The organism is Sphingomonas sp. PAMC 26617, from assembly GCF_000242835.1.
Lineage (GTDB): Bacteria > Pseudomonadota > Alphaproteobacteria > Sphingomonadales > Sphingomonadaceae > Sphingomonas.
Map to the genome: position 1 here is coordinate 394,750 of NZ_JH594425.1, position 26,970 is coordinate 421,719.

The 26,970-nt window shown below is 67.3% G+C and carries 20 protein-coding genes and 1 pseudogene; 11 read left to right on the plus strand and 10 right to left on the minus strand.

The window, feature by feature from the left end; genetic code table 11:
* Positions 1-137: 137 nt before the first annotated feature.
* On the minus strand, positions 138-1,577 hold the full coding sequence (locus RH91_RS01630; RefSeq protein ID WP_010160743.1) for a peptide MFS transporter: 1,440 nt from the start codon (positions 1,575-1,577) through the stop codon (positions 138-140).
* Positions 1,578-1,754: 177 nt separating this feature from the next.
* The gene (locus tag RH91_RS01635) at positions 1,755-2,834 is read right to left on the minus strand and encodes a LacI family DNA-binding transcriptional regulator (protein ID WP_010160744.1); all 1,080 of its coding nucleotides are present in this window, start codon (positions 2,832-2,834) and stop codon (positions 1,755-1,757) included.
* 195 nt (positions 2,835-3,029) lie between these two features.
* Between RH91_RS01635 and RH91_RS01640 the strand changes: the two genes are divergently transcribed.
* On the plus strand, positions 3,030-4,169 hold the full coding sequence (locus RH91_RS01640) for an endo-1,4-beta-xylanase (protein ID WP_010160745.1): 1,140 nt from the start codon (positions 3,030-3,032) through the stop codon (positions 4,167-4,169).
* A 51-nt stretch (positions 4,170-4,220) separates the two neighbouring features.
* On the opposite strand, the gene RH91_RS01645 is transcribed toward RH91_RS01640, so the two are convergent.
* A complete protein-coding gene (locus RH91_RS01645; RefSeq protein WP_037478440.1) occupies positions 4,221-7,676 on the minus strand; it encodes a TonB-dependent receptor in 3,456 nt (1,151 codons plus the stop codon).
* A 240-nt stretch (positions 7,677-7,916) separates the two neighbouring features.
* Here RH91_RS01645 and RH91_RS01650 point away from each other — a divergent pair, with 240 nt between their 5' ends.
* From RH91_RS01650 to RH91_RS01665, 4 genes are read left to right on the plus strand one after another with little or no spacing between them, the layout of a single operon-like run.
* Positions 7,917-9,434, plus strand: a complete 1,518-nt coding sequence (locus RH91_RS01650; protein WP_029623515.1) for a tryptophan halogenase family protein — start codon at positions 7,917-7,919, stop codon at positions 9,432-9,434.
* Positions 9,410-10,903 (plus strand): tryptophan halogenase family protein, encoded by a 1,494-nt coding sequence (locus RH91_RS01655; RefSeq protein ID WP_010160748.1) that lies wholly within the window; start codon positions 9,410-9,412, stop codon positions 10,901-10,903. The genes RH91_RS01650 and RH91_RS01655 overlap by 25 nt, the downstream gene beginning before the upstream one ends.
* Entirely contained in the window at positions 10,900-12,519 is a 1,620-nt protein-coding gene (locus RH91_RS01660; RefSeq protein WP_010160749.1) for a tryptophan halogenase family protein, read from the plus strand. The genes RH91_RS01655 and RH91_RS01660 overlap by 4 nt, the downstream gene beginning before the upstream one ends.
* A 7-nt stretch (positions 12,520-12,526) precedes the next feature.
* Positions 12,527-13,552 carry a cupin-like domain-containing protein gene (locus tag RH91_RS01665; protein ID WP_051116704.1) on the plus strand — a complete coding sequence of 342 codons (1,026 nt, stop codon included), beginning with the start codon at positions 12,527-12,529 and terminating at the stop codon, positions 13,550-13,552.
* A 112-nt stretch (positions 13,553-13,664) separates the two neighbouring features.
* On the opposite strand, the gene RH91_RS01670 is transcribed toward RH91_RS01665, so the two are convergent.
* Positions 13,665-14,702 carry a cupin-like domain-containing protein gene (locus RH91_RS01670; protein WP_010160751.1) on the minus strand — a complete coding sequence of 346 codons (1,038 nt, stop codon included), beginning with the start codon at positions 14,700-14,702 and terminating at the stop codon, positions 13,665-13,667.
* Positions 14,703-14,898: 196 nt separating this feature from the next.
* Here RH91_RS01670 and RH91_RS01675 point away from each other — a divergent pair, with 196 nt between their 5' ends.
* The 5 genes from RH91_RS01675 to RH91_RS01695 all read left to right on the plus strand — a co-directional run bounded on the left by RH91_RS01675 (position 14,899) and on the right by RH91_RS01695 (position 19,826).
* Complete coding sequence (locus RH91_RS01675) at positions 14,899-15,858, plus strand: polysaccharide deacetylase family protein (protein WP_081469483.1); 960 nt, start codon at positions 14,899-14,901, stop codon at positions 15,856-15,858.
* 37 nt (positions 15,859-15,895) lie between these two features.
* On the plus strand, positions 15,896-16,909 hold the full coding sequence (locus tag RH91_RS01680; protein WP_232283377.1) for a glycoside hydrolase family 5 protein: 1,014 nt from the start codon (positions 15,896-15,898) through the stop codon (positions 16,907-16,909).
* Positions 16,906-18,708, plus strand: coding sequence for a glycoside hydrolase family 9 protein (locus RH91_RS01685; RefSeq protein WP_010160754.1), 1,803 nt, complete (start codon positions 16,906-16,908; stop codon positions 18,706-18,708). The genes RH91_RS01680 and RH91_RS01685 overlap by 4 nt, the downstream gene beginning before the upstream one ends.
* Positions 18,709-18,944: 236 nt before the next feature.
* A complete protein-coding gene (locus tag RH91_RS01690; protein WP_010160756.1) occupies positions 18,945-19,481 on the plus strand; it encodes a peptidylprolyl isomerase in 537 nt (178 codons plus the stop codon).
* A 33-nt stretch (positions 19,482-19,514) separates the two neighbouring features.
* Positions 19,515-19,826: a hypothetical protein gene (locus RH91_RS01695; RefSeq protein ID WP_010160757.1), complete on the plus strand. Its 312-nt coding sequence runs from the start codon at positions 19,515-19,517 to the stop codon at positions 19,824-19,826.
* Between the two features lie 268 nt (positions 19,827-20,094).
* On the opposite strand, the gene RH91_RS01700 is transcribed toward RH91_RS01695, so the two are convergent.
* From RH91_RS01700 to RH91_RS01715, 6 genes and pseudogenes are all read right to left on the minus strand, one after another.
* The gene (locus RH91_RS01700; protein WP_051116705.1) at positions 20,095-21,216 is read right to left on the minus strand and encodes an AI-2E family transporter; all 1,122 of its coding nucleotides are present in this window, start codon (positions 21,214-21,216) and stop codon (positions 20,095-20,097) included.
* The gene (locus RH91_RS01705) at positions 21,213-22,925 is read right to left on the minus strand and encodes a cation-translocating P-type ATPase (protein ID WP_442852550.1); all 1,713 of its coding nucleotides are present in this window, start codon (positions 22,923-22,925) and stop codon (positions 21,213-21,215) included. Before RH91_RS01705 ends, RH91_RS01700 begins: the two co-directional genes overlap by 4 nt.
* A pseudogene (locus RH91_RS23545) lies at positions 22,920-23,777 on the minus strand (P-type ATPase); the annotation flags it as partial. The pseudogene RH91_RS23545 and the gene RH91_RS01705, both read right to left, overlap by 6 nt.
* Positions 23,774-24,601, minus strand: a complete 828-nt coding sequence (locus tag RH91_RS01710) for a universal stress protein (RefSeq protein ID WP_010160759.1) — start codon at positions 24,599-24,601, stop codon at positions 23,774-23,776. The pseudogene RH91_RS23545 and the gene RH91_RS01710, both read right to left, overlap by 4 nt.
* 166 nt (positions 24,602-24,767) lie before the next feature.
* Entirely contained in the window at positions 24,768-24,896 is a 129-nt protein-coding gene (locus tag RH91_RS23405; protein WP_269724630.1) for a hypothetical protein, read from the minus strand.
* Positions 24,897-25,191: 295 nt separating this feature from the next.
* Positions 25,192-26,709, minus strand: a complete 1,518-nt coding sequence (locus RH91_RS01715) for a M28 family peptidase (RefSeq protein WP_010160761.1) — start codon at positions 26,707-26,709, stop codon at positions 25,192-25,194.
* Here RH91_RS01715 and RH91_RS01720 point away from each other — a divergent pair.
* A complete protein-coding gene (locus tag RH91_RS01720; RefSeq protein WP_010160762.1) occupies positions 26,708-26,962 on the plus strand; it encodes a hypothetical protein in 255 nt (84 codons plus the stop codon). The two genes, RH91_RS01715 and RH91_RS01720, sit on opposite strands and share 2 nt — an antisense overlap.
* Positions 26,963-26,970: the final 8 nt, after the last annotated feature.

Consider the following 26,970-nt stretch of genomic DNA (forward strand, 5'->3'; position numbering starts at 1 on the left):
AAAACGCCGACGTCTTGCTCAACCCTTCTTTCAAAGGGCGAACAGAACGCCGAGGATCTGGTAACTGCAGAAGCGAACCGTTCGGTCCGTCGCTGCGGTTCGGTCTCTCTAGAGGGACATATTTGGGTCGTCAACGACTATTTTGAAAAAGATCCGCCCGTCGACCGATTTCCTTCCTCTGGCAGAGATGCGTCCCACGCCCCCACCGTTCCCGGACCCGCCCGTTCCGCCAGCCCCTTCCGCGCGGCGCGCGCGATGATCAACAGTCCTGCACCGGCTGCCCCCACGATCGCCGCATGGAGCAACCAGAAGTGCGCGGGAGACAGCACCTCGTACAATCCGCCCAGCCTCCCGCTGATCACGCTGCCTGCGAAGGTTGCCAGCGTGTTCACTCCGATCATCGCGCCACGCAATCCGGAAGGCGATCGGGTTGCGTAGAGCGCGAGCGCAATCGGCGTGAAGTACAGCCAGCCAATGTTCGACAGCAGGTGGAACGCTACTGCCCAGACCAGCGGCGCTCGTCCGTCCGCGCCCGACACCAGCGGCGCGAGCGCCAGCCAGGCGGCTCCGCCTGCGAAGACGAGGCAGCCAATCGCCATCTTGGCGATGTCATCGGGCTCGCGCCCGCGGGCCGCCTGCCAGCGCCACAGCGCCAGGAACGCCGGCATCACGATGATCGGTGCCAAACCATCCAGCGCCTGCAGCCAGGGCACCGGAACCATGAACCCGCCGACGCGCAACGCGACATGATCACGCACCCACAGGTTATAGACATTCCACACCTGTGACTGCGCGATCCAGAAGCCGACGCAGAACGGCAGCAGTGCGACCAGCCAGCGTATCCGCAGACGCTCGTCCGCGGTCAGCGCCTCCCGCCGTGCCCGCACGCGCCGATCCGGATCGCGCGGGAGATAGCGCGCGCCGGCAAGATACACGGCAAGACCGACGAGCATTCCAAACCCCGCGAACGCAAACCCGGTGTGCCAGCCATAGGTTGCCGCCAGCGCACCCGTCAGGATCGGCGCGATGAACGCGCCAAGATTGATGCCGACATAATAAATCTGGAACGCGTCCGCCTCGCGTCGATCACCATCGGCGTACAGCGCCTTGATCTGCGCCGACAGATTGCCGCGCAGCAAGCCCGCGCCGAGGATCAGCAGCAACAATGCGAGCAGAAAGGAGCGATCGAACGCAAGCGAGAAGTGCCCCGCAGTCATCAGCAGCGCCCCCGCCGCGACCGCGCCACGCCGCCCCGTGATACGGTCGCCGATCGCGCCCCCGATGACGGGGGTGAAGTAGATCAGCCCGGTGTAGAGCCCGAACGTCTGCGCTGCGAGCGCCTGCGTCGAGAGCGGGCCGGTGATCGCCTCGACGATTGCGCGGTAACGGTCGAACCCGGCAATCCGCTCGATATGCCCGGGCAGAAGCAACTGCTCGACCATGTACAAAACCAGCAGCGCCTGCATGCCGTGGTAGGAAATCCGCTCCCACAGCTCGGTCGCGGCCAGCAAGTACAGGCCGCGCGGGTGATCCAGAATGCCACGCCAGCGCGCTGGCAATGCGACGTTGGTAGCCATCGGTCACCGACGATAGAAGCCAAGCGCGCGGCTGTCTCGACAAGATTGCGGGGCGGACGACCATCTTGCAGGTTCTTGGATCCCAACCCGCGGTTGCCTCACGCAACCGGCGTGGGTCGGCCCGAGGCGGTCGGCGCCTGCGATCACGATCGCAGGCGCGACGCCCGAGCCGGACCTTCAGTCCGCCTCCACCGCAGCGGCTTCGTGCCGATCCGACCATATGCCGTCGGATTGGCGGCGAACCAGCGCGTGGCCGAGGACGGCATGCTGCGCCGAAAATGCGTTCCCGGCACGCCGCGAGCGGATTTCGGCGCTTAGCAACTCGACCCCTGCCCGCGCCATCTCGGCAATCGGCTGCCGGATCGTCGTGAGTTCGGGCCAGATCGCGGTTGCAAGGATGGTGTCGTCAAACCCGCAGACGGTAAGATCGGCTGGAACGGCGAGCAACTTCCGATGCGCAACACTCACGATCGCCGCTGCCATGTCGTCGTTGCTCGCGAATATTGCCGACGGCGGATCGGCAAGGCTGAGCAACTCTTCCGCGGCATCCAGTCCCGAGCGGTACGTGAACTGCCCCTGCGCCACGTACCTTTCGTTCACCACCAGCCCAGCCTCGCGCAACGCCATGCGATAGCCGTCAAGCCGCCGGATGCTTTCGCTGTGGTTCGGATCGCCCACGACAAAGCCGATCCGGCGATGCCCGAGCGACAGGATATGCTGCGTCATCGTCCGCGCTGCGGCAAATTCGTCGATGCTGACCGCGAGCAAATCGGGCGACGGCGTGCCGCTGCCGATGGCGAGCGCGGGGACGCCCTCGCCGACGATGGCGGCGATCAGCTCGGCAGAATCGCAAAGCGGCGACGGCAGCATCAGGCCATCGATCCCGCCTTCGATCAACTGTCGTGCCACCGCGATCGCGTGATCGTCGGGCTGGCATTTCTGGACGATCATCTGGACGTTCAACTGGCTCGCCATGTCGAGACCACCCACCAGTAGCGCGCTGAGATAATTCGTACTGGGGTTGGTGAACAACAGTCCGATCCGGATCTGTTGCGCGCCGGTTAGAATGCGCGCGGCGAGATTCGGCGAATAGTTGAGCCGTTCGATCGCCGCCACGACCCGATCGCGGGTGCCGGGGCGGACCGTCGCTTCCTTGTTGACCACGCGCGAGACGGTCATCGCGGACACCCCCGCCGCCGCCGCGACATCGCGGATCGTCGCGGCTTTCGCCGGGTGCTGAGCTGGTCGCGGTTTCATTCTTACCCCCGGAGGGTGCCGCTACGGTTTTGCGCCGCGATGCGCAACGGCAGGTCCGCCCCGGTTCGGCGCATATCCGGGCCGGGCGCGTTGTGCGAAGATGCATATTGATCGCATCAGCGGCCGCTACGAGTCCTTGACCTGCGCCTCCCGCTTGCCGATGGTAACGGTATCAAAATAAGAGAGGGTGCTGTTATGACTGGATTTACGCGACGCGAAACCATGTTCGGGACGATTGCAGGCCTCGCGGCGGCACCGCTGGCCGCCGCGGCGCGGGAAGCCCCCTCCCTGGATACGCTGGCGCGGCGCAAGGGGATACGGTTCGGCTCCGCGATCGCCTGGGGCGCGCCGGGCGCGGACCGTGGTTCCTTCGCCAACCCGGCGTACGCGCGCCTCGTCTCCTCCGAATGCGGGTCGATCGTTTCCGAGAACGAGATGAAATGGCAGTGGTTGCGACCGAGCCCGACGACCTTCGCGTTCGAACGCTTCGATGCGATCCTCGGCTGGGCCGAGCGCGAACACCTCGCGGTCCGCGGGCATAACTTGCTGTGGCACCAGCCAAAGTGGTTTCCCGCCTGGCTCAACAGCTATGATTTCGGCACCACGCCCGGGCGCGAAGCCGAGCGGGTGCTGACGACGCATATCGACACGGTGCTCGGCCGCTACGGCACGCGGATCACGAGCTACGACGTCGTCAACGAGGCGGTCCGCCCCGCCGATGGCGTTCTGTACGACACCAGTCTTTCGCGCGCGCTGGGCGGTGCCGAACCGACGCTCGACCTCGCCTTCCACACCGCGCGCGCCGCCGCGCCGGGGGCGCAGCTCGTCTATAACGACTATATGAGCTGGGAGCCGGGGAATGCCGCACACCGCGTGGGCGTGCTCAAGCTGCTCGAAGGGTTCCGCCGCCGCGGCACGCCGGTCGACGCGCTGGGCATCCAGTCGCATCTCGTCACGCAGGGGCTGGATTCGAAGGCGAGTGTGGCCACGCTCGAACGCGACTGGCGGCACTTCCTCGATGCGGTCACGCAGATGGGGTATCGGCTGCTGCTCACCGAGCTCGACGTGCGCGACAATGCGCTGCCGGCCGACGTCACCACCCGCGACCGCGCGGTCGCGGACTTTACGCGCGGCTATCTCGACGTGACGCTGAGCTACCCGGCGGTGCGCGACGTGCTGAGCTGGGGCCTGTGCGACCGGTACAGCTGGATCGAGGGGTTCGAGCCGCGCAAGGATGGCGCGCGGCGCCGCCCGACTTTGTACGATACGCAGTTCCGCGCCAAGCCGATGCGCGAAGCGGTCGCCGCTGCGTTTGCGGCTGCGCCGCCCCGCTGACGGGATCGGCGATCGTGTGCCGGGGGGCTTGGTGCCCCCCGGCAGCGACGATCAGAAGTTGCCGCGCAGGATGAACGAGAAGCGGCGGTCGTTGACGAAATAGGACCTCGGCGCGAGCGTGTTCGGATCACCGCTGTACGCCTGCAGCGTCTTGGTCACCGAGTTGGTCAGATTGACGCCCTGTACCCCGATCTTCACATATTTGTTGAGATTGAGGAACGCCGAGGCATCGAGCTGGCCCGACGCGTCCTGGAAGATCGACGTGTAGGGATAGATCACGTCGGCTGCGGTCAGCAGATATTTCGACCGCCAGTTATACGCCGCGCGGACCGAGACCGGGCCCTTCTCGTAGAATAACGTCGCGTTGACGTTATGCTTCGACAGGCCTTCGAGCGGCAGGCTGCCGGTCTTGGTCTGCGCCGCGACGTTGGTCACCGGCGATCCGCCGTTCAGGAACGAGTTGGGCAGACCGGTGCTCTGGATGAACGTATAGTTGCCGGTAAAGCCGAAGCCGCTGAGCAGGCCAGGAAGGAAGTTGAAGGTCTGCTGATAGGCGACTTCCGCCCCCTTCACCTTGCCGTGCCCGGAATAGTTGGCCGGCCCGCGCGTCAGCAGGTCGAACGTCTGGCCATTGTTGGTGAGCGGCAGGCTGACCAGCGACTGGTAGAAGAAGCCGCTGATGTCCTTGTAGAAAACGTCCGCGGTCAGCGAGCCGACCCGCGAAAAATACCACTCAGCCGTAATATCGAACTGCCACGCCGTCGCCGGTTTCAGATACGGGTTGCCGACCTGGCTCTGGAAGTTGCCGTTTCCGTCGATCGAGATCTGCTGGAAATTGCGCACCAGATTGGTGTCGGGGCGAGTGAGCACCTTCGAGCCTGCGAAGCGCAGCAGAAGCTGCGGGGTAAGGCCGACCTTGAGGTTCACGCTGGGCAGCCAGTAGGTGTAATCGTTCGACGCCTGACCCAGCACGATGGTCGGGTTGGGCGCGGCGAACTGCTGCAAGCGGGCGTAACCTGCGGGACCGAGCAGGCAGACGCCACCGGGCGCCGCAGGCGTATAGCCGGCCGGCAGATTGGTCGGCGCTGCGGGGACGCACCGGCTCTGGTACGAGTCCGCGATCCCGAGGGTTGCCTGGCTCGGAATGATGCTCCCGCCGAAATTGTCCATGCCGGTATGGACGTAGCGAACCCCGACGTTGCCCGCGATGTCCAGCCCCTGGACCAGCGTCTTGGTATTGAACGAGGCCATCACATACGCGGAACTGTCGCGCTGGTGCACGCGGGTGACTTCGTTGGGCAGATACGGCGAGTCCGCACCGACGCCAGCCCGCAACGCTGCCGGCGACCAGCGAGTCGACGGGTTGGTCTGGGTTGCGGCACCGGCAGCCTCGACCTGGTTGATGAAGCCGACGGTCTTGTCATAGCCGTCAATCATGTTGCCGTTGTAATAATAAGCGCCAGCCGGCCCCGGGGTCGCGCCGCGGAAGAAGTTGTTGAAGTTGTAGAAGCTCGCGTTGCCGCCGTTGACCTGGTTGATCGAGACGGGGCTTCCGGCCCAGACCTCGCTGAGCATGCCCCAGTTATAGGCCGAATATTTCACGGTCTGGTCCCGGTCGGCATAGCGCGCGCCGAACCGGATCTTGTCGAGGAAGCTGCCGTCGACGTCATAGGTGACGTCGCCCTTGAACTGGAACTCCTTGCCGCGGCTGTCCTCGAAATGGTCCATCGCCGCGCGCCAGAATTCGACGTTCGGATCGCCGAAATATTGCGCGTCGGTCGCATTGACCAGCGCCGGGTTCGCCGGCCCCGCCCACGCCGCCGCCAGCGTCGCCGGCTTGTGCGAGACGACCGTCGGCAAATTGCCGGTGAGGTTCAGCTCCTGGTCGGCATAGGTCTCGCCGAAAATATTGAGCTGGCTGACCTGGTGGTGCGACTCGGTGTAATCGGCATCGAGTGCGATATGCAGCCGCTCGGTCGGGTGAAGCAGCGCGTTCAGGCCATAATCGTTGACCGTATTCTGCTCGTACGACTGTCCGCGCGACAACGAGATCGGTGCGCCGCCGGTGGGGATGAACGTCTGCAGCGGCGTGCCGCTCAGGTTGCTGCGATAGCCGGTCCCGGGCGTCGTGATGTAGCCGCTCTGGAACAGGCCGTTTGCGTCATATTTGTAGTTGGTGAATTGGCCGACGGGGCATTGCGCACGCACCGTGCCGGAGTTGACGTCGGTCGGGTTGGTCAGCGGGCCGGCGTTGTTCTGCTGGCAGCCGATCGGATAAGTGCTGTATTCCGAAAGGTCGGGCGCCGCCTCGAACGTATGTTCGTCCGACAGGTTGGTCGTGTGCGAGCGGATGTACTGCCCGGTAATCAGGAATCGGCGGTCCTTCGATTCGAACTGTGCGGCAACCGCGATGCCGTCGCGCTTGCGATCGAACTCCTGGGTGCGATACTGTCCGCCCAATGGCGAATACAGGCCGGACTGCGGATCGGCGAACCCGTCCGCGCCCGGGGTCGATGCCGCGCCGCAGGCGGCATTCGCGCCCGGCAAGGTGGTCGTGTCGGAATTGCCCGGCAGCGGATTGCGGCAGATCGTCGTGCCGCCCTGGCTCTGATACGTCACCAACGAGTTGTCGCGCGCCTGGAAGTTGGTGATCTGCAAACCATCAGCGCGGCTGCGCACGCGGGAGTAGGACACGTCGCCGAGCAGGCCGAACGTCCCGACACCCGTATCCCAGGTGTTGCTGACCAGGATCGACCCGGTCGGGGTCCATTTCTTGCGCAGGTCACCATAACTCGCCTCGGTATCGACGCCGATATGGAAGCCCTTGTTGTCGAACGGCTTGCGCGTGTTGAGGTTGACCGTCCCGGCGAGCCCGCCCTCGATCGAGGCGGCGGTGACGTTCTTGTACACCTCGACCGAGCCGAGCAGTTCGGCGGGCACGTCCGAGAAGTTGAGCGACTGGCCGCCGATCCCGGCAGAGAAGGCGTCGCGCCCGTTGAATTCGGACCGGACGAAGTTGAGGCCACGAATGACCACGCCCGAACCTTCGACCGAGAAATGGTCGGGATCGTTCGAGGCGGCGAAGCGACTGATCGACACGCCCGGCACGCGCTGGAGCGCTTCGGTCACCGAGCGATCGGGCAAGGCACCGATGTCCTGCGCAGTGATCGCGTCGACCACCGTGTCGGAGTTGCGCTTGATGTTCTGCGCGTTGGCGAGGCTCTGGCGGATCCCGGTCACGACGATGTCGTCGGGGTCCTTGGCGGTGTTCGCCGGCGTCGCGGTCTGCCCGTCGACGCTCGACGTCTCGCTGGAGGACGTCGGTGCCCCGGCCGTACCCGCGGTGCCCTGCCCTGCAACCGCTCCGGTTGGCGACGTCGGGTTCGATCCGGCGGTCTGCGCGTGTGCCGTCCCGGCAAGCGCGACGCACAACGCGGTGGCGGAAGCGCCGTGGAAAAAGTGGACAAGACGACGAACAGCCGCCGTCTGTGGCGTTAAGCTACGCATACACAACCCCTCACTGAACACGACGCTGTATCCGCGTCTGATTTTTGACGACGCCGTCGGTTTGTCCGATGCGCGCCAGCTATGTTTGCGGTAACATTTTGGGGAAATCAAACGCTAAATTCGAAGGAATGTGACAATCCTGCAACGCTGCTGAAACAATCAGCTAGCGGTTGACGCGGCGTTTGGAATGAAGGAGCACCCGATGGGAGCGCAAGCATAAGGCGCCGATGGAGAGCAGCGATGCCGTTGACAGCAAGGGCAAAAGTACGGGTCGTGGTGGTCGGCGGCGGGACGGCCGGCTGGATGACCGCCGCTGCGCTCGCGCGGCTGTTGCCCGATCACTGTTCGGTCCATCTGGTCGAATCCGAGGCGATCGGCGTGGTCGGCGTCGGCGAGGCGACACTGCCGCATATCCGCGCGTTCAACGAACGGCTCGGGATCGACGAAGCCGAGTTCATGGCGCGCACGCGGGCGACCTTCAAACTCGGGATCGAGTTCCGCGACTGGGGCCGGATCGGCGACAGTTACATCCATCCGTTCGGCACCTTCGGGCGCGGGTCCGGCGCGGTCGATTTCCACCACTATTGGACAAGGTTGCTGCGCGAGGGGAAACCGCTGCCGTCGCTCGACAGCCTGTCCTACGCCTGCGCACTGGCGCGCGGCGGCAAGTTCGACCGGCCCGCGACCGACCGGACGCTCGCGGGGACCTATGGCTATGCCTATCAGTTCGATGCGCTGCTGTTCGCGCCATACCTGCGCCAGATCGCCGAGGAGACCGGCGCTCGTCGCACCGAAGGGACGGTCGCCAGCGTCGAGCGCGATGGCGAAAGCGGGGACATCCGGGCGATCGTCCTCGACGGCGGCGAACGGATCGAGGGTGACCTGTTCATCGACTGCTCGGGCTTCCGCTCGCTGTTGCTTGGGTCGAAGCTCGCGGAACCGTTCGTCGACTGGTCGCACTGGCTGCCGACCGATCGCGCGGTGGCGATGCCGTGCCGGACGCACACCGCGGTAACGCCTTATACCAGCGCGATCGCGATGCCCTCGGGCTGGCGCTGGCGCATCCCGCTGCAGCATCGCACCGGCAACGGCTATGTCTATGCAAGCGCGTTCGTCTCCGACGACGACGCCCGCCGCGCGCTCGAAACCGCGGTCGAGGGCGAGGCGCTCGCCGCACCGCGCATGCTGCGGTTCAAGGCGGGACGGCGGCGGCGCAGCTGGGTCGGCAATTGCGTGGCGATCGGGCTCGCCAGCGGGTTCCTCGAGCCACTCGAATCGACCAGTATCTACCTCGTCCAGCAGGCGATCACGGCGCTGATCGAGCTGTTCCCCGAGCGCCACATCAGCGCCACCGACCGCGACGAATTCAACCGCGTGATCGACCTCGAATACGACCGGATTCGCGACTTCCTGATCCTCCATTATCACGCCACCACCCGCAGCGATTCCCCGTTCTGGGATTATGTCCGCACCATGCCGATCCCGGACACTCTGTCCGAAAAGCTCGACCTGTGGCGCACCCGCGCGCGGATCGTGAAGTATCGCGAGGGGGTGTTTCTCGATCCCAGCTGGGTCGCGGTCTATCTCGGCCAGGGAATCGTGCCCGAGGGATGGGATCCGCGCGTCGACACGGTCGCGACGGATGCGCTGCTCCACAGCGTCGAGACGCTGCAAGCCGAAATTGCGGGCGATGTCGCGCGCCGCCCCGATCACCGCAGCTTCATCGAGCGCTATTGCGCGATGGCGCAAGCCGCCTGATGCGCGGCGACCGGCTCGAGCGGATCGTGGTGGCAGGCGGCGGGATCACCGCCTGGTGCGCCGCCGCCGCAATCAAACGGCGCGCGCCGTTCCTCGACGTGACGATCCTCGCGTGCGCGGCCGCGCCGGATGCATTGGCCGACCGGATCGCCTGTACCCTGCCCTCGCTGCTGGGGTTTCAGGAGGATCTCGGGATAGGCGTCGCCGACGGGATCGTGCGGACCGGCAGCGGTTATCGGCTGGGGACGCTGTTCGCGGGCTGGGCAACCGGGCTGCCGGACTATGTCCACGCCTATGGCCGCTACGGCGCGTCGTTCGGGCCGACCGCCTTCCACCTCCACTGGGTGCGCGCGGCGCAGGACGGGACCGCGGCACCGTTCGACAGCCATTCGCCCGCAGCCGCGCTCGCGCGCGCCGGGCGGTTCGTCCCGCCGACCGCCAATTCACCGTTCGCCGATCACGAATTCGGCCTGACGCTCGACCTGCCCCGCCACGCCACGATGCTGCGCGCATTCGCGCTTCACGTCGGCGTGCACGAGATCGCGGGCGAGATCGCCGGGGTGACGCTGACTGCGGACAAGGCCATCGCCTCGGTCGCTCTGACCGACGGTACTGCGCTGACCGCTGACCTGTTCATCGATGCGACCGGCCCCGAAGCACGGCTGCGCGGCGCGATCGACACGGTGCGCGACGACTGGAGCGCGTGGCTCCCCTGCGACCGCGTCCTGCTCGCCGAACCGGGCGGGGAGCCGGCGGTTCTCACCACCGTCACCGCGCACGAAGCGGGCTGGCGCTGGTCGAGCGGCGGACAGGCGGGCTTTGCCTATGCCTCGCACGCGATCAGCGACGGCAAGGCGGCGCGCGTCCTGCGCAACGCCTCGGGTGCCACGCCCGGCGAACCGATCCGCATCCGCCCCGGCACGCGCCCGCAGCCGTGGCAGGGCAATTGCCTCGCGATCGGCGATGCCGCGACGGAGATCGAGCCGCTCGAATGGTGTAACCTCCACCTCGCGCTCAGCGCGATCGACCGGCTGATCACGATGCTCCCCGGCCGTGTCGCGACCTCGGTCGAGGTGGCCGAATTCAATCGCCAGACCCGCGCCGAAGCCGAACGCGTCCGCGATTTCCTCGTGCTGCATTACCGGACCGCGCGGCGCGACGATCCGCTGTGGCGCAGCCTCGCCGCGACCGAACCGCCCGCCACTCTCGCGCATACGCTCGCGCAATTCGCCGAACGCGGGCGCCTCCCGTTCCACGAGGAGGAAACCTTCGCGCGTGACAGCTGGGCCGCGGTCATGATCGGCCAGGGCTTCCTGCCGCGCCGCGTCGACCCGCTCGTGTCGGCCATCCCCGTCGCGTCGGTGCGCGCGGCGATGGCGCATCAGGCATCCGCGATCGCCGCCGCCCTGCCGCATGTTCCCACCCACGCCGCCTATCGTGCGACCCAGACGAGACACCTCACCCAATGAACGAGCATTCGATCCGCCGCGTGGTCATCGTCGGCGGGGGCACCGCCGGCTGGATGGCCGCCGCCGCCTTCGCCCGCTTCCTCAACAACGGCTATACCCAGGTCACCCTGGTCGAATCCGACGAGATCGGCACGGTCGGCGTCGGCGAGGCGACGATCCCACCGATCATCAACTTCAATCAAATGCTCGGGATCGACGAGAACGCGTTCCTTGCCGCGACGGCGGGGACGTTCAAGCTCGGGATCGAGTTCGTCGACTGGGGCGCGCTTGGCGAGCGCTACTTCCATCCGTTCGGCAAATATGGCCACGATTTGCAGGGGATCCATTTCCACCAGCTCTGGCTACGCGAAAAGGCACGGCGGCCGATCGAGGACATTGCGGCCTGGTCGATGAGCGCGATGGCCGCGAAGAACGGGACCTTCGGCCGCGCGAACGAGGATGCGCGCTCGCCGGTGCGCGAGCTGTTCTACGCCTTCCATTTCGACGCCTCGCTCTACGCGCGCTATCTGCGCGATTATGCCGAGAAGGCGGGGATCGTCCGGGTCGAAGGCAAGATCGCGACGGTCAACCAGCGTCCCGGCGACGGCTATGTCGAGGCGGTCACGCTCGAGGACGGGCGGCGGGTCGAGGGCGACCTGTTCATCGACTGCTCGGGCTTCCGCGGCCTGCTGATCGAGGAAACGCTCCACACCGGTTATGAAAGCTATGCACACTGGCTGCCGTGCGATCGCGCGATCGCGGTGCCGTGCGCGCTGCCCCGGCCGGGCGAGCCCGATCCGTTCACCCGCTCGACCGCGCATCAGGCGGGGTGGCAGTGGCGGATTCCGTTGCAGCACCGCATGGGCAACGGCCTCGTCTATTGCAGCGACTATCTCGACGACGAGGCGGCCGAGGCGCAACTGCTCGCCAGCCTCGAGGCCGAGCCGCTCGCCGACCCGCGCCGGATCCGCTTCACCGCGGGGCGTCGTCGGGACTGCTGGAACCGCAACGTGGTCGCGCTCGGCCTGTCGAGCGGCTTCATCGAACCGCTCGAATCGACCAGCATCCATCTCGTCCAGGCGGGAATCCAGCGACTCCTCGCGCTGTTCCCCGACAAGCGCTTCGACCCGACCGAACGCGACGAGTTCAACCGGCAGATGCACGACCTGTACGAGGACATCCGCGACTTCATCATCCTCCATTACAAGGCCACGCGCCGCGACGATTCGCCCTTCTGGGACAAGGTGCGGACGATGGAGGTGCCCGAAAGCCTGCAACGCAAGATCGACCTGTTCGCGGGCAAGGGCCGGCTGTTCCGCGAGGGCTACGACCTGTTCAGCGACCCGAGCTGGGTGGCGGTGTGCCTCGGCCAGGGGATCATCCCCAAGAGCTGGGAGCCGGCCGCCGATGCGCTCGACGAGCAGAAGGTCGCGATTGCGCTGGAACAGATGCGACGCGGCTATCTCGACACCGCGCAACGTTTGCCGACGCACGGCGATTTCCTGCGGCGGACCGCGCCGTCGCCGCTCGCCGCGCCCGCCCCTGCCCCGGCGCCCAAGCCAAAGGAAGACGTGCCGTTCTTCTCCTTCACCGCGGAATCGCCGTTCGATGTCGGTGGCGGCGGATCGCCGCTGTGACGCGGGCATGATGCCGCTCCCCACCCCCGCCCCGATCGCGGAACTACACGGCATCGACCGCGCGCGGTTCGATACCGAGATTCGCGCTGCCGCCCAACCGGTGGTGCTGCGCGGGCTCGCCGCGGACTGGCCAGCGGTCCGCGCTGCGCGGGAGTCGGACGAGGCGCTGGTCGGCTATCTCAAGACCTTCAGCCATGCCGAGCCGGTCGGCGCGATCGTCGGTGCGCCCGAGATCGAGGGGCGCTTCTTCTACGAACCCGGTCTCACCGCGCTCAATTTCACGCGCGGCCGTTCCCCGCTCGATCCGTTTCTCGACCGGCTGCTGCGCGATCGCGCGGTGCCGCGTCCCTATGCGATCGCGGTCCAGTCGATCCCGGCACCCGACCTGCTCCCCGGGTTCGCCGCGGCGCACGCGATCGACCTGGTCGATCCCACGGTCGTGCCGCGGCTGTGGCTCGGCAATGCCATCCGCGTCGCGACGCATTACGATTTGATGGAGAATATCGCGGTCGTCGTCGCGGGCCGCCGTCGCTTCACGCTGTTCCCGCCCGATCAGGTCGCCAACCTCTACATGGGCCCGTACGAACTGACCCCGGCGGGCACGCCGGTGAGCATGGTCGACCCGGACGCGCCCGATCTCGAGCGCTACCCGCGCTTCGCCGAGGCAATGGCGCATGCGCGCGCGGCGACGCTCGAGCCCGGCGACGCGCTCTACATTCCGTTCCACTGGTGGCATGCGGTCGCCTCGCTCGCGCCGGTCAACGTGCTGTGCAATTACTGGTGGGACCCGGCACCGGCGGGGATGCCCAACCCGTATGACGCGCTGTTGCTCGGGCTTTTTGCGTTGCGCACGCTACCGGAGGACCAGCGCAAGGTATGGCGCACGATGTTCGACCATCTCGTGTTCCAGACGGGCGGCGATCCGGCGGCGCATCTGCCGCCACACGTCAAAGGCGTGCTGGGTGAGGCCGACCGCGACGGACTGGAGCGGATGCGCGTGACACTGCTGCAAAGCCTGGGGCGGACCGGATAGCGTTCCAGAGACGACCAGAACTTTGACGCCCCCAAACCGACTTCGCTCGAACCGAACGGGGAGAATTGGTGAGCCGATACGATCGAAGGGTGCGCGCGCCGACGACTGCAGCTCACGGCCGCTGCAGCATCCGGATCAGGAACTGGCGGATCCTGCCCGTCCGCTCGACGCTCGCCGCCCCCAATATGCCGCGCGCCGCTTCCGGCAAATGGTCCGCAGCGCGCGCCGCGTCGGGCGCGAAGACGAGATGGTCGTACCAGCTCCGCCACGCCGTCTTCTCCGCGACCGGCAGGTCGCGCACCGCCTCGATCGCATGGACCAGCGCGAGGAAGGCGGCGCTCGAGCGATGTTCCCACCAGTAATTGACCAGCACGTTGAGCCGGTCGAACGCGCGGACATGGTGCCACCAGATCGGCGGGATGAAGATCGCATCGCCCGGTCCGAGCTCGGCGACCTCGGCATGCGCCAGCGCTTGCGCGAAGCGCGGGTAGCGTTGCAGGTCGGGCGCGTCGGGATCGACCATGCTCGAAGGCGGCCCGGCCATCGTGTGGTCGAGCGGCCCGACATACAGGTTGGCGAGCTGCTCTGGCGGGAACAGCGTGAACCGCCGCCGCCCCGCGACGACGCACGCGATGTTGATCGACGTGTCGTAATGCGTCGCGATCCGCGTGGCATTGCCTATCCACAGCCTCGCCGGTGCGTCGACCCCGAGCGCGAGCGGGTTCGCCGCCTCCCAGCCCGGCAGATGCTCGGGCGCGGTCGCGGCGTTGGCATAAAGCGCGTGCGGTCGTTCCGCTGCCGTTTCGGAGAACCGCAACAGCTCGGCGACCAGCGCGCCGATCGGCACGGGCTGGCGATGGAAGTTGAATTCCGTCAGCGTGTCATCGGCGTAGAAGAAGCGCCCTTCCGCCTCGGGTGGCGCGATCAACACGTCGAGCGGCTTGCCCCCCGCCGTCGCAAAGCCCGCGAGATATTGCGCCATCGCCCGGTCGCCCCCCGCCCCCGCGGCGACGGCAGGCCAGTGCGCGACCTGGCCGCGCAGCACGACCGGTCGATAGGCCGTCACGACCTCCCGCGCGAACGTCGCCGCGTCCACGGCAGCGCGTTCGGCGACGCGGCGTTGGGTCGCGGGCGGGGGAAAGTCCGACATTCTTCCCGACAGTAGCGGAGCAGATGGCGTCGCGACAGCATGTCTTCGGCAAAAACGTACGCGCGTGAAAGGCTTTCTTATCAAGGACACAGCGGGTTGACACGATCCGCGCGGTACGGTGTGATACCGGTAACACGGCCAGCCCGAGACGATCGCAAACGCGACCGGACCCGAGCCGTGGGGAGCAGGATGCGATATGCACGGGTGGAAAGTCCTGACCGCCGGATTGATGGCGGCGCTCGCCGCAGGATCCGCCCTCGCGGCGCCGCCGTCCCAACGGTCGTCCCCCTCCTCCCCCGCGGCAAAGACGCGGTCGGCGCGCCCGCAGATTGCCCTGACTTTCGACGACCTGCCAGCGCATGGACCGTTGCCGGGCGGGGGTGACCGGCTCGTCATCGCCCGGACGATTCTCGCCGCGCTCGCTGCGCATCATGCGCCCGCGTTCGGCTTCATGAACGCCACCTTCGGCGCGGGCGACCCCAACGCCCCCAGGGTGCTGGCGGCATGGCGTTCGGCCGGGCTGCCGATCGGCAACCATACCGCGGGCCACGTCAATCTCGACACGGTCGGGTCGACCGCCTTCCTTGCCGATGTGCTTCGCAACGAACCCGCGATCGCCGCGGTCGCTGGCGACAGCGACTGGCACTGGTTCCGCTACCCCTTCCTCGCCGAGGGGCAGGACGCCAGCGTGCGCGACACCGTCCGCGCCGGATTGCGGGCGCGGGGCTATCGGATCGCCGCGGTCACGATGAGCTTTGGCGACTATGCGTGGAACGACGCCTTCGCGCGCTGCACCGCGCGGCACGATACGGCTGCAATCGCCACGCTGGAGACGAGCTTCCTCGCCGCGGCGCGCGCGCAGGCGCAGCGGTCGCGCGATCTGGCCCGCACCGCGCTCGGGCGGGACATTCCGTACGTGCTCCTGCTCCACCTCGGCGCGTTCGACGCGCGGATGATGCCGCGGCTGCTCGACCTGTACGACCGGATGGGGTTCGGCTTCACGACCCTGCCCGAGGCGGAGGCCGATCCCTTTTACGCGGGCTCGCGCGATCTTTCGCAGCCGGGCCCGACCGCGACGCTCGAAGCGGCGGCGCATGCCAAGGGGCAGCCCATCCCCGCCAATGCCCCCCATCCGGCCGCCGAAGTTTGCGCGTGACACCGGTTGCAAGCGATACCGCTCAAGGAGCAACGCAATGAGGACAATCCCCCGCAGCCTCCGCGTAGCGCTGGCCTGTTGCGCGGCGCTGTTGCCGGTCGCGGCGAGCGCCGCGCCATCCGGCGATGCCTTCGCCACGGCCGCGCACCTGCACCGCGGGGTCAACGTGCTCGGCTACGATCCGCTGTGGAAGGACCCGGCGCGCGCGCGCTTCCAGCCGCGCCATTTCGCGGTCATCCGCAAGGGCGGGTTCGACTTCATCCGTCTCGTGCTGCAGGCGTTCGACCATATGGACGCCGCCAACCGGCTCGACCCCAAATGGCTCGCCACGCTCGATCGCGTGGTCAGGCAGGCGAGCGATGCCGGCCTGTCGGTGATCCTCGACGAACATGATTTCAACACATGCTCGGACGATCCCGAGGCTTGCGCCCCGAGGCTCACGGCGTTCTGGCAGCAGATCGGCGAGCGTTATCGCGCCGCCCCGCGGTCCGTGCTGTTCGAACTGTTGAACGAGCCGCACGGCAAGCTCGACGCGGATCGCTGGAACGCGTTGCTCGCGCAGATCCTGCCCGTCGTCCGCGCCAGCAACCCGCAGCGCACGCTCGTGATCGGGCCGACCAACTGGAACAGCCTTAGCAAGCTGGACGCGCTGACGCTGCCGGCGAGCGACCGCAACATCCTCGTCACCTTTCATTATTACGAGCCGTTCCGCTTCACCCACCAAGGTGCACCGTGGACCGACAATCGCGATCTCCACGGCATCCCGCTGACCTCCGCCGACGAGAAGCGCGTCGGCGCGGACCTCGCAACGGTCGCCGCCTGGAGCAAGGCCAACAAACGCCCAGTGCTGCTCGGCGAGTTCGGCGCCTTCGACAAGAGCGGCACGCCGATGGCGGACCGTGTGCGGTACACTGCGACCGTCCGGCGCGATGCCGAGGCGCACGGCTTCCCCTGGGCCTATTGGCAGTTCGACAGCGATTTCATCGTCTACGACATCGACCACGACAAATGGGTCGAGCCGATCCGCCAGGCGCTTGTGGGGAAACCATGAGCGCGCGCCGGCTCGTTCTGGTCGCGCTGCTGCTCGCCGCAGCGGCGGCGCCGACCCCGCCCGCGGCGATCCGCATCGATCAGGCCGGATATGAGACGCGCGGCCCCAAGACGGCCGTTTTGCTGTCCGCCGCGACGACCCCGCTTGGCTGGACGTTGCGCAATTCGCGAGGACGGACGGTCGCGTCCGGGTCCACCGTTCCGGTAGGCCCCGATGCGGCCTCCGGGCAAAGCGTGCACCGGATCGCGTTCGGCGAGTTCCACACCCCCGGCAGCGGCTATGTCCTGCATGTCGGCCCGGACGCCAGCCACCCCTTCGCGATCGCGAGCCGGCCGTTCGCCCCCGTCGCGACCGCGGCGATGGCGTTCTTCTACCAGCAACGCAGCGGGGTGCCGATCCTGCCCGCGTTGGTCGAACGGCGTGACCTGTCGCGCGCGGCGGGTCACGCGCCCGATCGCGCCACCTGCTTTGCGGGGCGCGACCAGAAAGGCGTGCAATGGCCGGGCTGCGGGTACACCCTCGACGCGACCGGCGGCTGGTATGATGCGGGCGACCAGGGCAAATATGTCGTCAACGGCGGCGTGTCGGCCTGGACCCTGCTTGATCTGCACGAACGGCTGGGCGCGTTCGGCGATGCGGCGGCCTTTGCGGACGGGCGGCTCGCGCTTCCGGAACGGGCCAATGGACGCGACGACCTGCTCGACGAAGCGCAGGTCGAGGTCAAATTTTTGCTCGCGATGCAAATCCCGGATGGCATGCCGCTGGCGGTGGCCCGGCGAAATGGCGACGCCGGCTTCGAGACGATCGACGCCGGGGGACTCGTCCACACCAAGATCGCGGACGAGCATTGGACGCCCCTGCCGACCGCGCCCGCCGACGACCACGAGCGGCGATTCCTGTACCCGCCATCGACCGCCGCGACGCTCAACATGGTCGGGGTCGCGGCGCAGGCCGCGCGGATCTGGCGGACGATCGACCCGGTGTTTGCCGCGCGGTGCCTTGCCGCCGCACGACGTGGCTGGGCGGCTGCCCTGCGCTACCCCGACCTGCGTGCCAGTTCGGATTTCACCGGCAGCGGCGGCTATGGCGACAAGGACGTCCGCGACGAATTCACCTTTGCCGCGGCGCAATTGTACGCGTCCACCGGCGAAGCCCCGTTCCTCGCGCGGTTGCGCAGCGACGGCGTGTTTGCGGACCCGGGCGACCGGATCGACTGGGGCTATCTGCGGCTTGCGGGCGCGCTGACCCTGGCGACGGTGCCAAGCGCCCTTCCGACCGACCTGCGCGCATCGCTCCGCGCGGGGATCACGCGGCTGGCGGACGGTTTCGTCGCGGAGACACGCCGCAGCGGCTACGGCCTTCCCTACGCCGGAACACGCTATTCCTGGGGATCGAACGCGACGATCCTCAACCGCGCGATCGTGCTTGGTGTGGCGTGGCAGATCAAAGCGACGCCCGCCTATCGCGACGCGGTGGTCGCCAGCCTCGACTACGTGCTGGGGCGCAACGCGCTCGACCAATCTTATGTCACAGGCTTCGGCGTGCGCAGCATGCGTCACCCGCACCATCGCTTCTGGGCCGCCACGGCGAACCCGCGCTATCCCGCGCCACCCTCGGGCGTGCTGTCGGGCGGGCCGAATTCAGACGAAGCGCGCCGTCCGGGGCCGATGCACGGGTGCGCGCCGCAGGCGTGCTGGATCGATGACTACCGGGTCTTTACGGTGAACGAGGTCGCGATCAACTGGAACGCCCCGCTGGTATGGACTGCCGCATTTCTCGACGCGAGCCGGGCGCGGTAGGGGGTGGCGCGGGCAGTGTTCCCAACACGGATTTTTCCTGCTCAAAAGGGGGCAAGCACCAGGTCGGTCAGCGCCACGCGCGTCGCGGTCAAACCCCGGATTGCAGATACCGGCGTTATTGAGCGATCGGAAGGAACGCGATGAGAATTTGTCTGTCCGCCATAAGTCTGGCGCTCGCCGTACCGGCCCTGGCGCAGGGTCCGGCGACTCCCCTGGCTTCGGCCACCACCCCGCCCGTGAACTTGCCGCGCGTGCTGGTCGAAACGAGCGCGGGAAGGATCGTGATCGAGCTGGAAACGGTGAAAGCGCCGGCTTCCGCTGCCAATTTCCTACGGTACGTGGACCAAAAGAAGCTCGATGGCACCGAATTCTACCGCGCTGTCAAAGCTGCCGATCATTTCGGTTTTGTCCAGTTCGGAGCCAATGGTGAGTTCAAGCGCCTTCTCCCGCCCATCGCGCACGAGCCAACAACGCAGACCGGCCTCCACCACACCGACGGCGAAATATCGCTTGCCCGCCTTGCGCCAGGCACCGGCCGCAGCGAGTTTACGATCAGCGTCGGAGACCAGACGCCTTCGCTGGACGCAGGCAAAGGACAGCCCGCGGACAATCTCGGGTATGCCGCGTTCGGCCACGTCGTGGAGGGCATGCCGATTATCGTCGGCATCATGGACGCGCCCGTTTCGCCGACGGCCACGCAACACGGCGCGTTCAAGGGCGAAGTGCCGGTGGCCCCGGTAAAGGTTCTGACAGTCCGTCGCCTGAAACCCTAGCCGCCGCTCTTGCCGATGCCCCGTCGGTGTCACTTGGCCGACCGCCAGCGCGACATTGCGCGCAATCAATCCGGGAGTACCGCGCGCGCCAAGGGAATCAAAGCGGTGGCGCGGGAACTCGAGCGGCAGTTCCCCACGGTGCATGGTCGCTGCGATGAGCACACCGCCCGGATCGCGCTCCACCGGGCGAGCTTCGGTCCGGAGACCCTTTCGGCCACTGCCGATGGCGGCAAGGTCAAACCGACCGGAATGGTCCGCTCTCCGCGCGATTGTTGCCTCCCAAACTCCACCACCTGGAAGGCGCCCGGCACGACCGAAGTCGAGAACGATCCGATCGTCGCCTGACGATCCACTCTCACCGCCGCCCCGGGGAAGATCGCCACGACTATCGAGGCGGTCGAGGGCGCGATTGCATATGCGCGCGGACAGTTCTCGATCGCAAACAAGACGGAGCGCGTTTTCGGTCAACCTCACGACGACAGTGGAATGGGCGGATGGGGTGCCCGTTGAGCCGAGGGGGATGATAACAACGCTGGTTCCAACCCCATCATTCCGGGTGCCGGGATAAGGGGTCCGCGCCGCTGCGCGAGTCGATGGCCTCTCTGTACCTGGTCTAGAGGCTCGCCAGATCTTGCGGCGACATGTCTCCATCCGGCATCCCCGCGTCAGCCCCTGCGCGGTCCGTGGTGGCGAATATCTGCCAGACGGCCATAAAGAAAGCCGCGATTACCGGCCCGACCACGAAGCCGTTGAACCCCATCCCCTCGAACCCGCCCAGCGTCGCGATCAGGACGACATAGTCGGGCATGCGCGCATCGCGCCCGACCAGGATCGGGCGGACGACGTTATCGACGCTGCTGATGATGAAAAAGCCGCAGAGGAACAGCACGCTCCCTTGCCAGATCGCGCCGCTGGCAAACAGATACGCCGTCACCGGCACCCAGACCAAGCCGGTGCCGATCGCGGGGAACAGCGAGAACACGCCCATCGCCACGCCCCATAGCAACGCGCCCGGAATGCCGATCGCCCAGAACACGATCCCGCCGGTCGCGCCCTGCAGGATCGCGACGATCAGACTGCCCTTGATCGTCGCGCGGATCACCGTGACGAATTGCGCGATCAACACCGCGCGCTGATCGGCCGCCAGGGGAATCGCGCGTTCGATGCGGGCGGCGATCGCATGGCCGTCGCGCAGCAGAAAGAACGTCAGGTACAGCATCACGCCGAGCGCCAGGAAGAAGCCGAACGTTCCCTGCCCGATGCTGAGCACCTGCCCCGCCAGCAGTTGGAAGCTGTTTGCAAACCCCTGACCCAATCGCGTTCGCAGGCCCGCGATATCGCCGAGGCCGATGTCGGCGAGCCACCTCCTCGCCCATCCCGGCAATCGCCCCTGCGTCTCGGTGAACAAACGACCGAAATCGATCTCCCCACTGCGGACGAGGGCATAGAAAGCCGTCCCCTCGCGCAGCATCGCCGCCGCCAGCAGCATCGCCGGCACGACGACGACCGTGACGATGACGAGCAACGTGATCGCCGCCGCAATCCCCCGGCGCTCGGGCAAGGCGCGGAGCAGGCGCGCGTTAAGCGGCTCGAACAGGACCGCTGCAATCACCGCCCACAGGATCGCGCCGGAAAAGGGGGCGACCAGCCACACGAACGCCAGCGTGGCGGCCACGACCAGGAACACCAGAAACCCCCGCGCAAGCGTCCGGCCGGGTGCCGCATCCACGCTCACGCCGCGGTGACCGAACCGGGTTGCGAAGCGCGCGCGCCCCGCGCGAGCAGCCTCCGCACCAGCGGCTTGCACCCTTCGAGCAGGACCAGCAGGACGACGCCCAACACCAGCGCCAGCGCCATGTCGGTCCAAGCGATCGAGCCGAATTTCAGCAGCGCCTGTGCTTGCGGCAGGAACAGGATCACCCCGGTCACGCCGGTGATCGCAACCCCGACATAGCGCAGCGCGGCATTGTGCCGGACGAGGGCTTCGCCGAGGGCGGCACTGAACGACCGGTTGACCAGGATCAGCGCGACGATTTCGGAAATCAGCGCAAAGAAGATCAACGCGCGAAGCTCCGCCTCCGGCATGCCGCTCCACGTCTCGACGAAGAAGACGCTCGCCAGCATGGCAAAGGCGAGACCGCCCTGGAACACGCTCCACACGATCATCGGCACGGCGAACAGGGGTTCCGCAGGATCGCGCGGCGGCCGCGCCATGATGTCGGCCTCGTCGCGTTCGGCCTCGAACACCAGCGCGCAGACCGGGTCTATCACCATTTCGAGCAGCGCGATGTGGATCGGCCCGAACAGCAACGGCATGCCGAAGAACAGCGGCAGCAGCGCCAGCCCGGCGATCGGCACATGCACCGCGAAGATGAACGCCATCGCCTTGCGGATATTGTCGTAGATCCGCCGACCGAGCCGGACCGACTGGACGATCGACCCCAAATCGTCGTCGAGCAGCACGATCGCCGCCGCCTCGCGCGCGACGTCGGTGCCGCGCTTGCCCATCGCGATGCCGATATGCGCAGCCTTCAAGGACGGCGCGTCGTTCACGCCGTCACCGGTCATCGCGACCACCTCCCCCGCCGCCTTGAACGCCTGGACGATGCGCAGCTTCTGCTCGGGCATGATGCGGGCGAAGACCGTCACCGACTTCAGTCGAGCCGTCAGCGCGGCGTCGTCCAGCTCTGCAAGATCGTCGCCGGTCAGCACGTCGCCATCGTCGATTCCCGCCTGCGTCGCAATCGACCGGGCGGTCGCGGCATAGTCGCCGGTGATCATCACGACCCGGATCCCCGCACTGCGACATTCCGCGACCGCAGCGGGCACACTCGCCCGGATCGGATCGGCCAGCCCGACAAGTCCCGTCAAAGTGTAGGCGTAATCGTCTTGCGTTTCCGCCCAGTCCCGATCGAGCGGCGTAGCGGTCGCGACGGCGAGTACACGAACGCCGCGTACCGCCATCGCCTCGACCGCTGCCGTCATCGCCGCAAGCGCATCGCCCGTCAGATGGCACAGGGCGGCGATCGCTTCCGGCGCCCCCTTGGCCGAAGTCGCCAGCGTGTCGCCATCCGCCCAGACGTTCGACATCGCCAGCAACTCGGGCCGCAGCGCATAGACATGGACGGGCGCACCGGCGGGCAAGGCGATGTCCGGCCTCTCCGCGCGCGCACCGTGCAGCGCGATGTCCATCGGGTCGGTCGGGACGGCCGCACTCGCGAGCGCAGCGGTCTCGATCAACAGATGATAGGATTCCGGGACCGCGACGCCTGCGCCAAGCTTGAGGGTTTCCCCCGTGGGCAACCACAGTTCCGCAAGCCACATGCGGTTTTCGGTCAACGTGCCGGTCTTGTCGGTACACAGCACCGTCGCCGACCCGAGCGTCTCGATCGCCGCGGCGCGCCGCGTGAGCACGCCGATCTTGCCGATCCGCCATGCCCCCATTGCCAGGAACACCGTCAACACCACCGGGAACTCCTCGGGCAGCATCGACATGCCGATCGCGATCCCGGCAAGCACGGCCTCGATCCACCCGCCGCGGAGCAGACCATACAGCAGCACCACGGTCAGCGCGACCGCGCCACCGCCGATTGCACACCAGGTGACGATCCGGGTCGTCTCGCGGCTCAGACGCGGGGCTTCGGTGTCGAGCGTCGCGAGCGACTGACCGATCCGACCGATCTCGCTCCGCGGGCCCGTCGCCAGCACGCGCGCGATCCCGCTGCCGCGCGCGACGAGCGAGCCCGAATAGACATAGGGTTGACCATCGCCGCCCGGCCGGTGCGCCGCGTCGCTCTCCGCTTCGCCTGCCACGACCTTGCCGACCGGCAGCGACTCTCCCGTGAGCAGCGATTAATCGGTCTGCAGGTCGCTCGCCTCGACCAGCACGGCATCGGCGGCGATCCGGTCGCCCTGTTCCAGCACGATCAGATCGTCGCGGACCACGTCGCGCCCGGCGACTTGAAGGCGTGCGCCATCACGGATCACCAGCGCGCGCGGCGCGGAAAGATCACGCAACGCCTCCAGTACATGCTCGGTACGCGCTTCCTGCACGACGGTGACCCCGACCGAGAAGGTCGCGAAACCGAGCAGGATCAATGCCTCGGTGAGATCGCCAAGCAGCAGATAGGCCAGGCCACCGAGCAGCAGCAGCGCCAGCATCGGTTCGCGCAGGACGTCGAGCGCGATCCGCCAGGTCGATCGCTGCCCCGCGCGCGGAAGTTCGTTGGGGCCGTCGAGCGCGAGCCGCGACGCTGCGTCCACGGACGACAGTCCGATGCCGACGGCGGGCTTCATCGTGACACCAACAAAGGCAACCGCACCGTGTCGAGCAAGCTGCGGGTAACGCCGCCGAGCATCACCTCGCGCAGCCGCGTATGGCCGAACGCGCCGATCGCGAGCAGGTCCGCGCCGTCCTCCAGCGCGAAGGCTTGCAATGCTTCCGCGTCGGATAGCGCCGCGTTGGTCACGGCCTTCCGTTCGGCGCGCAACCCGTGGCGGACCAGGTGACGAACGACTTCGTCTACACTCTCGACAGAGCTTCCTTCGTCACCTTCCTCCGCGCCGACGGTGACGACCGACACCTTCGCGCCGGGCTCGGTCATCGCCACCAGATCGTGCACCGCCCGGCGCGCTTCGGGGCAGTCTTGCCACCCCAGCACCGCGTTGTGGACGGGCGGCAGCGCAGTGACACCCGGAAGGATCAACAGGGGCGTCCCTGCACCCATCACGACCGTCTCGGACGCCCGACGCCGCAGCCACCGCGTCTCCCAGTCCGCATCGCTGCCCATCACGATCAGATCGACCAGCGGGCCAGCACGCCCGGCGCGCCGGGCGAGATCGAAGACGTCGTTGCAAAGGCCAAGCACGCGAAGGACTGCGGGCGACCCGGCGACGCTGGCGGAAATGGTGGTGATGCGCGCGGCTTCGTCCTCGGCCATCGCCCGGTCGGGGACATACATCGTCGTCAGCGGGGCGAGCGCCGGGATCAGCAGCGGGCTTGCGGTCAGCACTTCGATCGTGAGCGTGGCCGCCAACCGTTCCGCCATCGTCACGGCGGCGCGAATGATCGGATCGGCATGCGCCGAATTCTCGACGATGAGCAGGATATCCTTGATCACGATGGCTTCCTCGGCGACGGTTGCTGTTGGTGAAGTACGCTTATCGGTCACCGCCGCCTGATCCCCAGGCCTCGCCCCCTACGCCCGGCTCGCCCTCCTCGACAGAGCACGTCCCCTAAGAGGACATGTCGCGCCATCACGCATCAGGCAGCTCGAAAGTCCGCCGTCAGAGCCAGCGCCGATGCCAACCCAGCCAATACAAGACCAGCGCGACACCAATCAGCAGCCCCGAGACGAACGCAGCGATGAGATACCCTGTCGTCACGGCCAATTTCCCCGTCAGAAGCGCAGGCATGCGGTCGGCGAACGCCGTCGCTGCATCGCCGATACAGCCCCCCTGGGGTCGAGTGCCCCACCGCGAGGCCATGACGCGTGGCGTTGGCACCGAGGGGGAATATTAGGGGGTCGGTTACAGCCGCTCCATACGTAGTTCCCGCGATGCCGCCGCCTGACCGCGCCGACATCCGCCACGCCGTTCCACCGAACATTTATTTTCGATGGCCGTCAGCCTCGCTCATCATCCCCGCGACCTTGCCCGCCAGCCCCTGGCTCGTGAAAGGCTTGGTCCGCGGCTCGATACCAAGTACCGCCTAGCGTTTAGCGGTGCGCAGCGTGCTGCCAGGCTTCCACGCCGGCGCTGCGGGCTGGTCCGCGACACGCTCCACGAGTGCGTAGAAGAACCGGTTGAAGTCCGCCGCAGCATGCCAGTCGATCGGCTGCGTCAAATCGTCCTGCGGCTTGTGATAGCCGGTCTTGTACCACCGTCGATAGATACGCTCGCTCTCCGTCCCCGGCCGGTAGCCGAACACGAACGCCGTCGCGGGGATGCCCGCCTCCAGGAACGGCCATTGATCGGCGCGGCGCAGCAGGTTGCGTTCTGGTTCGGGATCGGGTTGCACCCCGACGTTCATCCCGGCGGCCACGGTGCGCGCATCGTCGCCCAGCGTCGTGTCGGTGAGCGCATGGACGGTCAGCAGCTCAAGCGGAAAGATCGGCCGCAACTGGTCGAGATTGATGTCCGCGGCGATATGATCGCGCGGCAGGGTTGGGTGCGCGACGAACCAGCGGGCGCCAAGAAGGCCTTTCTCCTCGCCGGTGAACGCCGCGAACAGCACCGGCCGCGCGAATCCCGCGCGCTGGCGCCGCTCGGCAAGACGGATCAGCAGCGCGACGTAGGCGGCATCGTCGAGCGTGCCGTTGTAGAGACCGTCGCCCGCAACCGGCTCGCCGAAGCCATAGCCGTCGAGATGCGCGGAGAGCACGATCACTTGCGCCGCGCGCGACGGGTCACTGCCCGGCAGCCGCGCAAGCACATTGGGCGCGCTGATCGTTCGCTCCGACACTTTGAAATCCGCGTGGAAGCGCCCCGGAATATCGAAGTCGGGCAGGGCGTTGCCGGCCGCGCCCGCAGCGACAAGCCGCGCAGCATCGCGGTCGCTGCCAGCATCCAATCGCCCCAATGCATCGGCGTTGAGCGTGAATCGCATCAGCCCCGCCGCTTCCGGCGGGCTGCCCTGGAGCCAAACCGTGCGTGCGTAGGCAAAGGGCCAGCGTGGCGGTTCGACCGTGAAGCCGGGGTCCGCGATGGTCAGGAGCGCGATTGCGCCCGCAGCCTTGACGGCCGCGAGCCGCTCCGCATCTGACGGCAGCCCGGCGCGGTGCGTTCCGTGGCAGATCACCGCCTTGCCGCGCACGTCGCCGAGCGTGCCCGCCTTGCAATAGCCGCGATAGGCCAGCGGCGCGTCGATCCGCGGCGGCATGCCCGGGTACGGGTTGATCATGATGTCGTAGAGGAAGCGCAGCGGCCGGGCGCCGACGCTGAACGTCGCGCGGTCAATCGACAGCGCCTGCATCGGCACGCGCTGCATGTAGCCGCCATTATCGCCCGCGGGCTCGAGCCCGGCGGCCGCGAACCGCGCTTCGACCAGCTTGGCGGCGCGTTCATAGGCGGCAGAGCCCGCGTCGCGTCCCGCCATCGCGTCATCCGACAGCGCGGCGGTCGTCGCCCACCAGGCGCGCGTATCGGGATCGGCAGGCAGCGGCCGGGACGCGCCGATCAGGAGCGGGAGCAGACCAAGCGGCGCGAACGTACGGAAGGGCTTCAGCATGAACGCGAAAGTGCCCAAAACGGGCGGCGGCGGCAAGGCCGTGCGGACGGGGGCGGCGCTGTCGGCGAGCGCGGCTCTGCAGACCGGGCCGTTCGCGGCGAAAAGCCTGCCGGCGCCGTCCGTACCGGGTGCCCGTGCTTTTTCCGAGTGCTACCGCTATTCGCCACGCCGCGATTGCGCCGGCATTGTGCGTAGTGGCCGCCAGACTCCGCTGGATACCTGGTGGCGCGCCATGACCGAACCGCCGCGTTGACCCAGAAG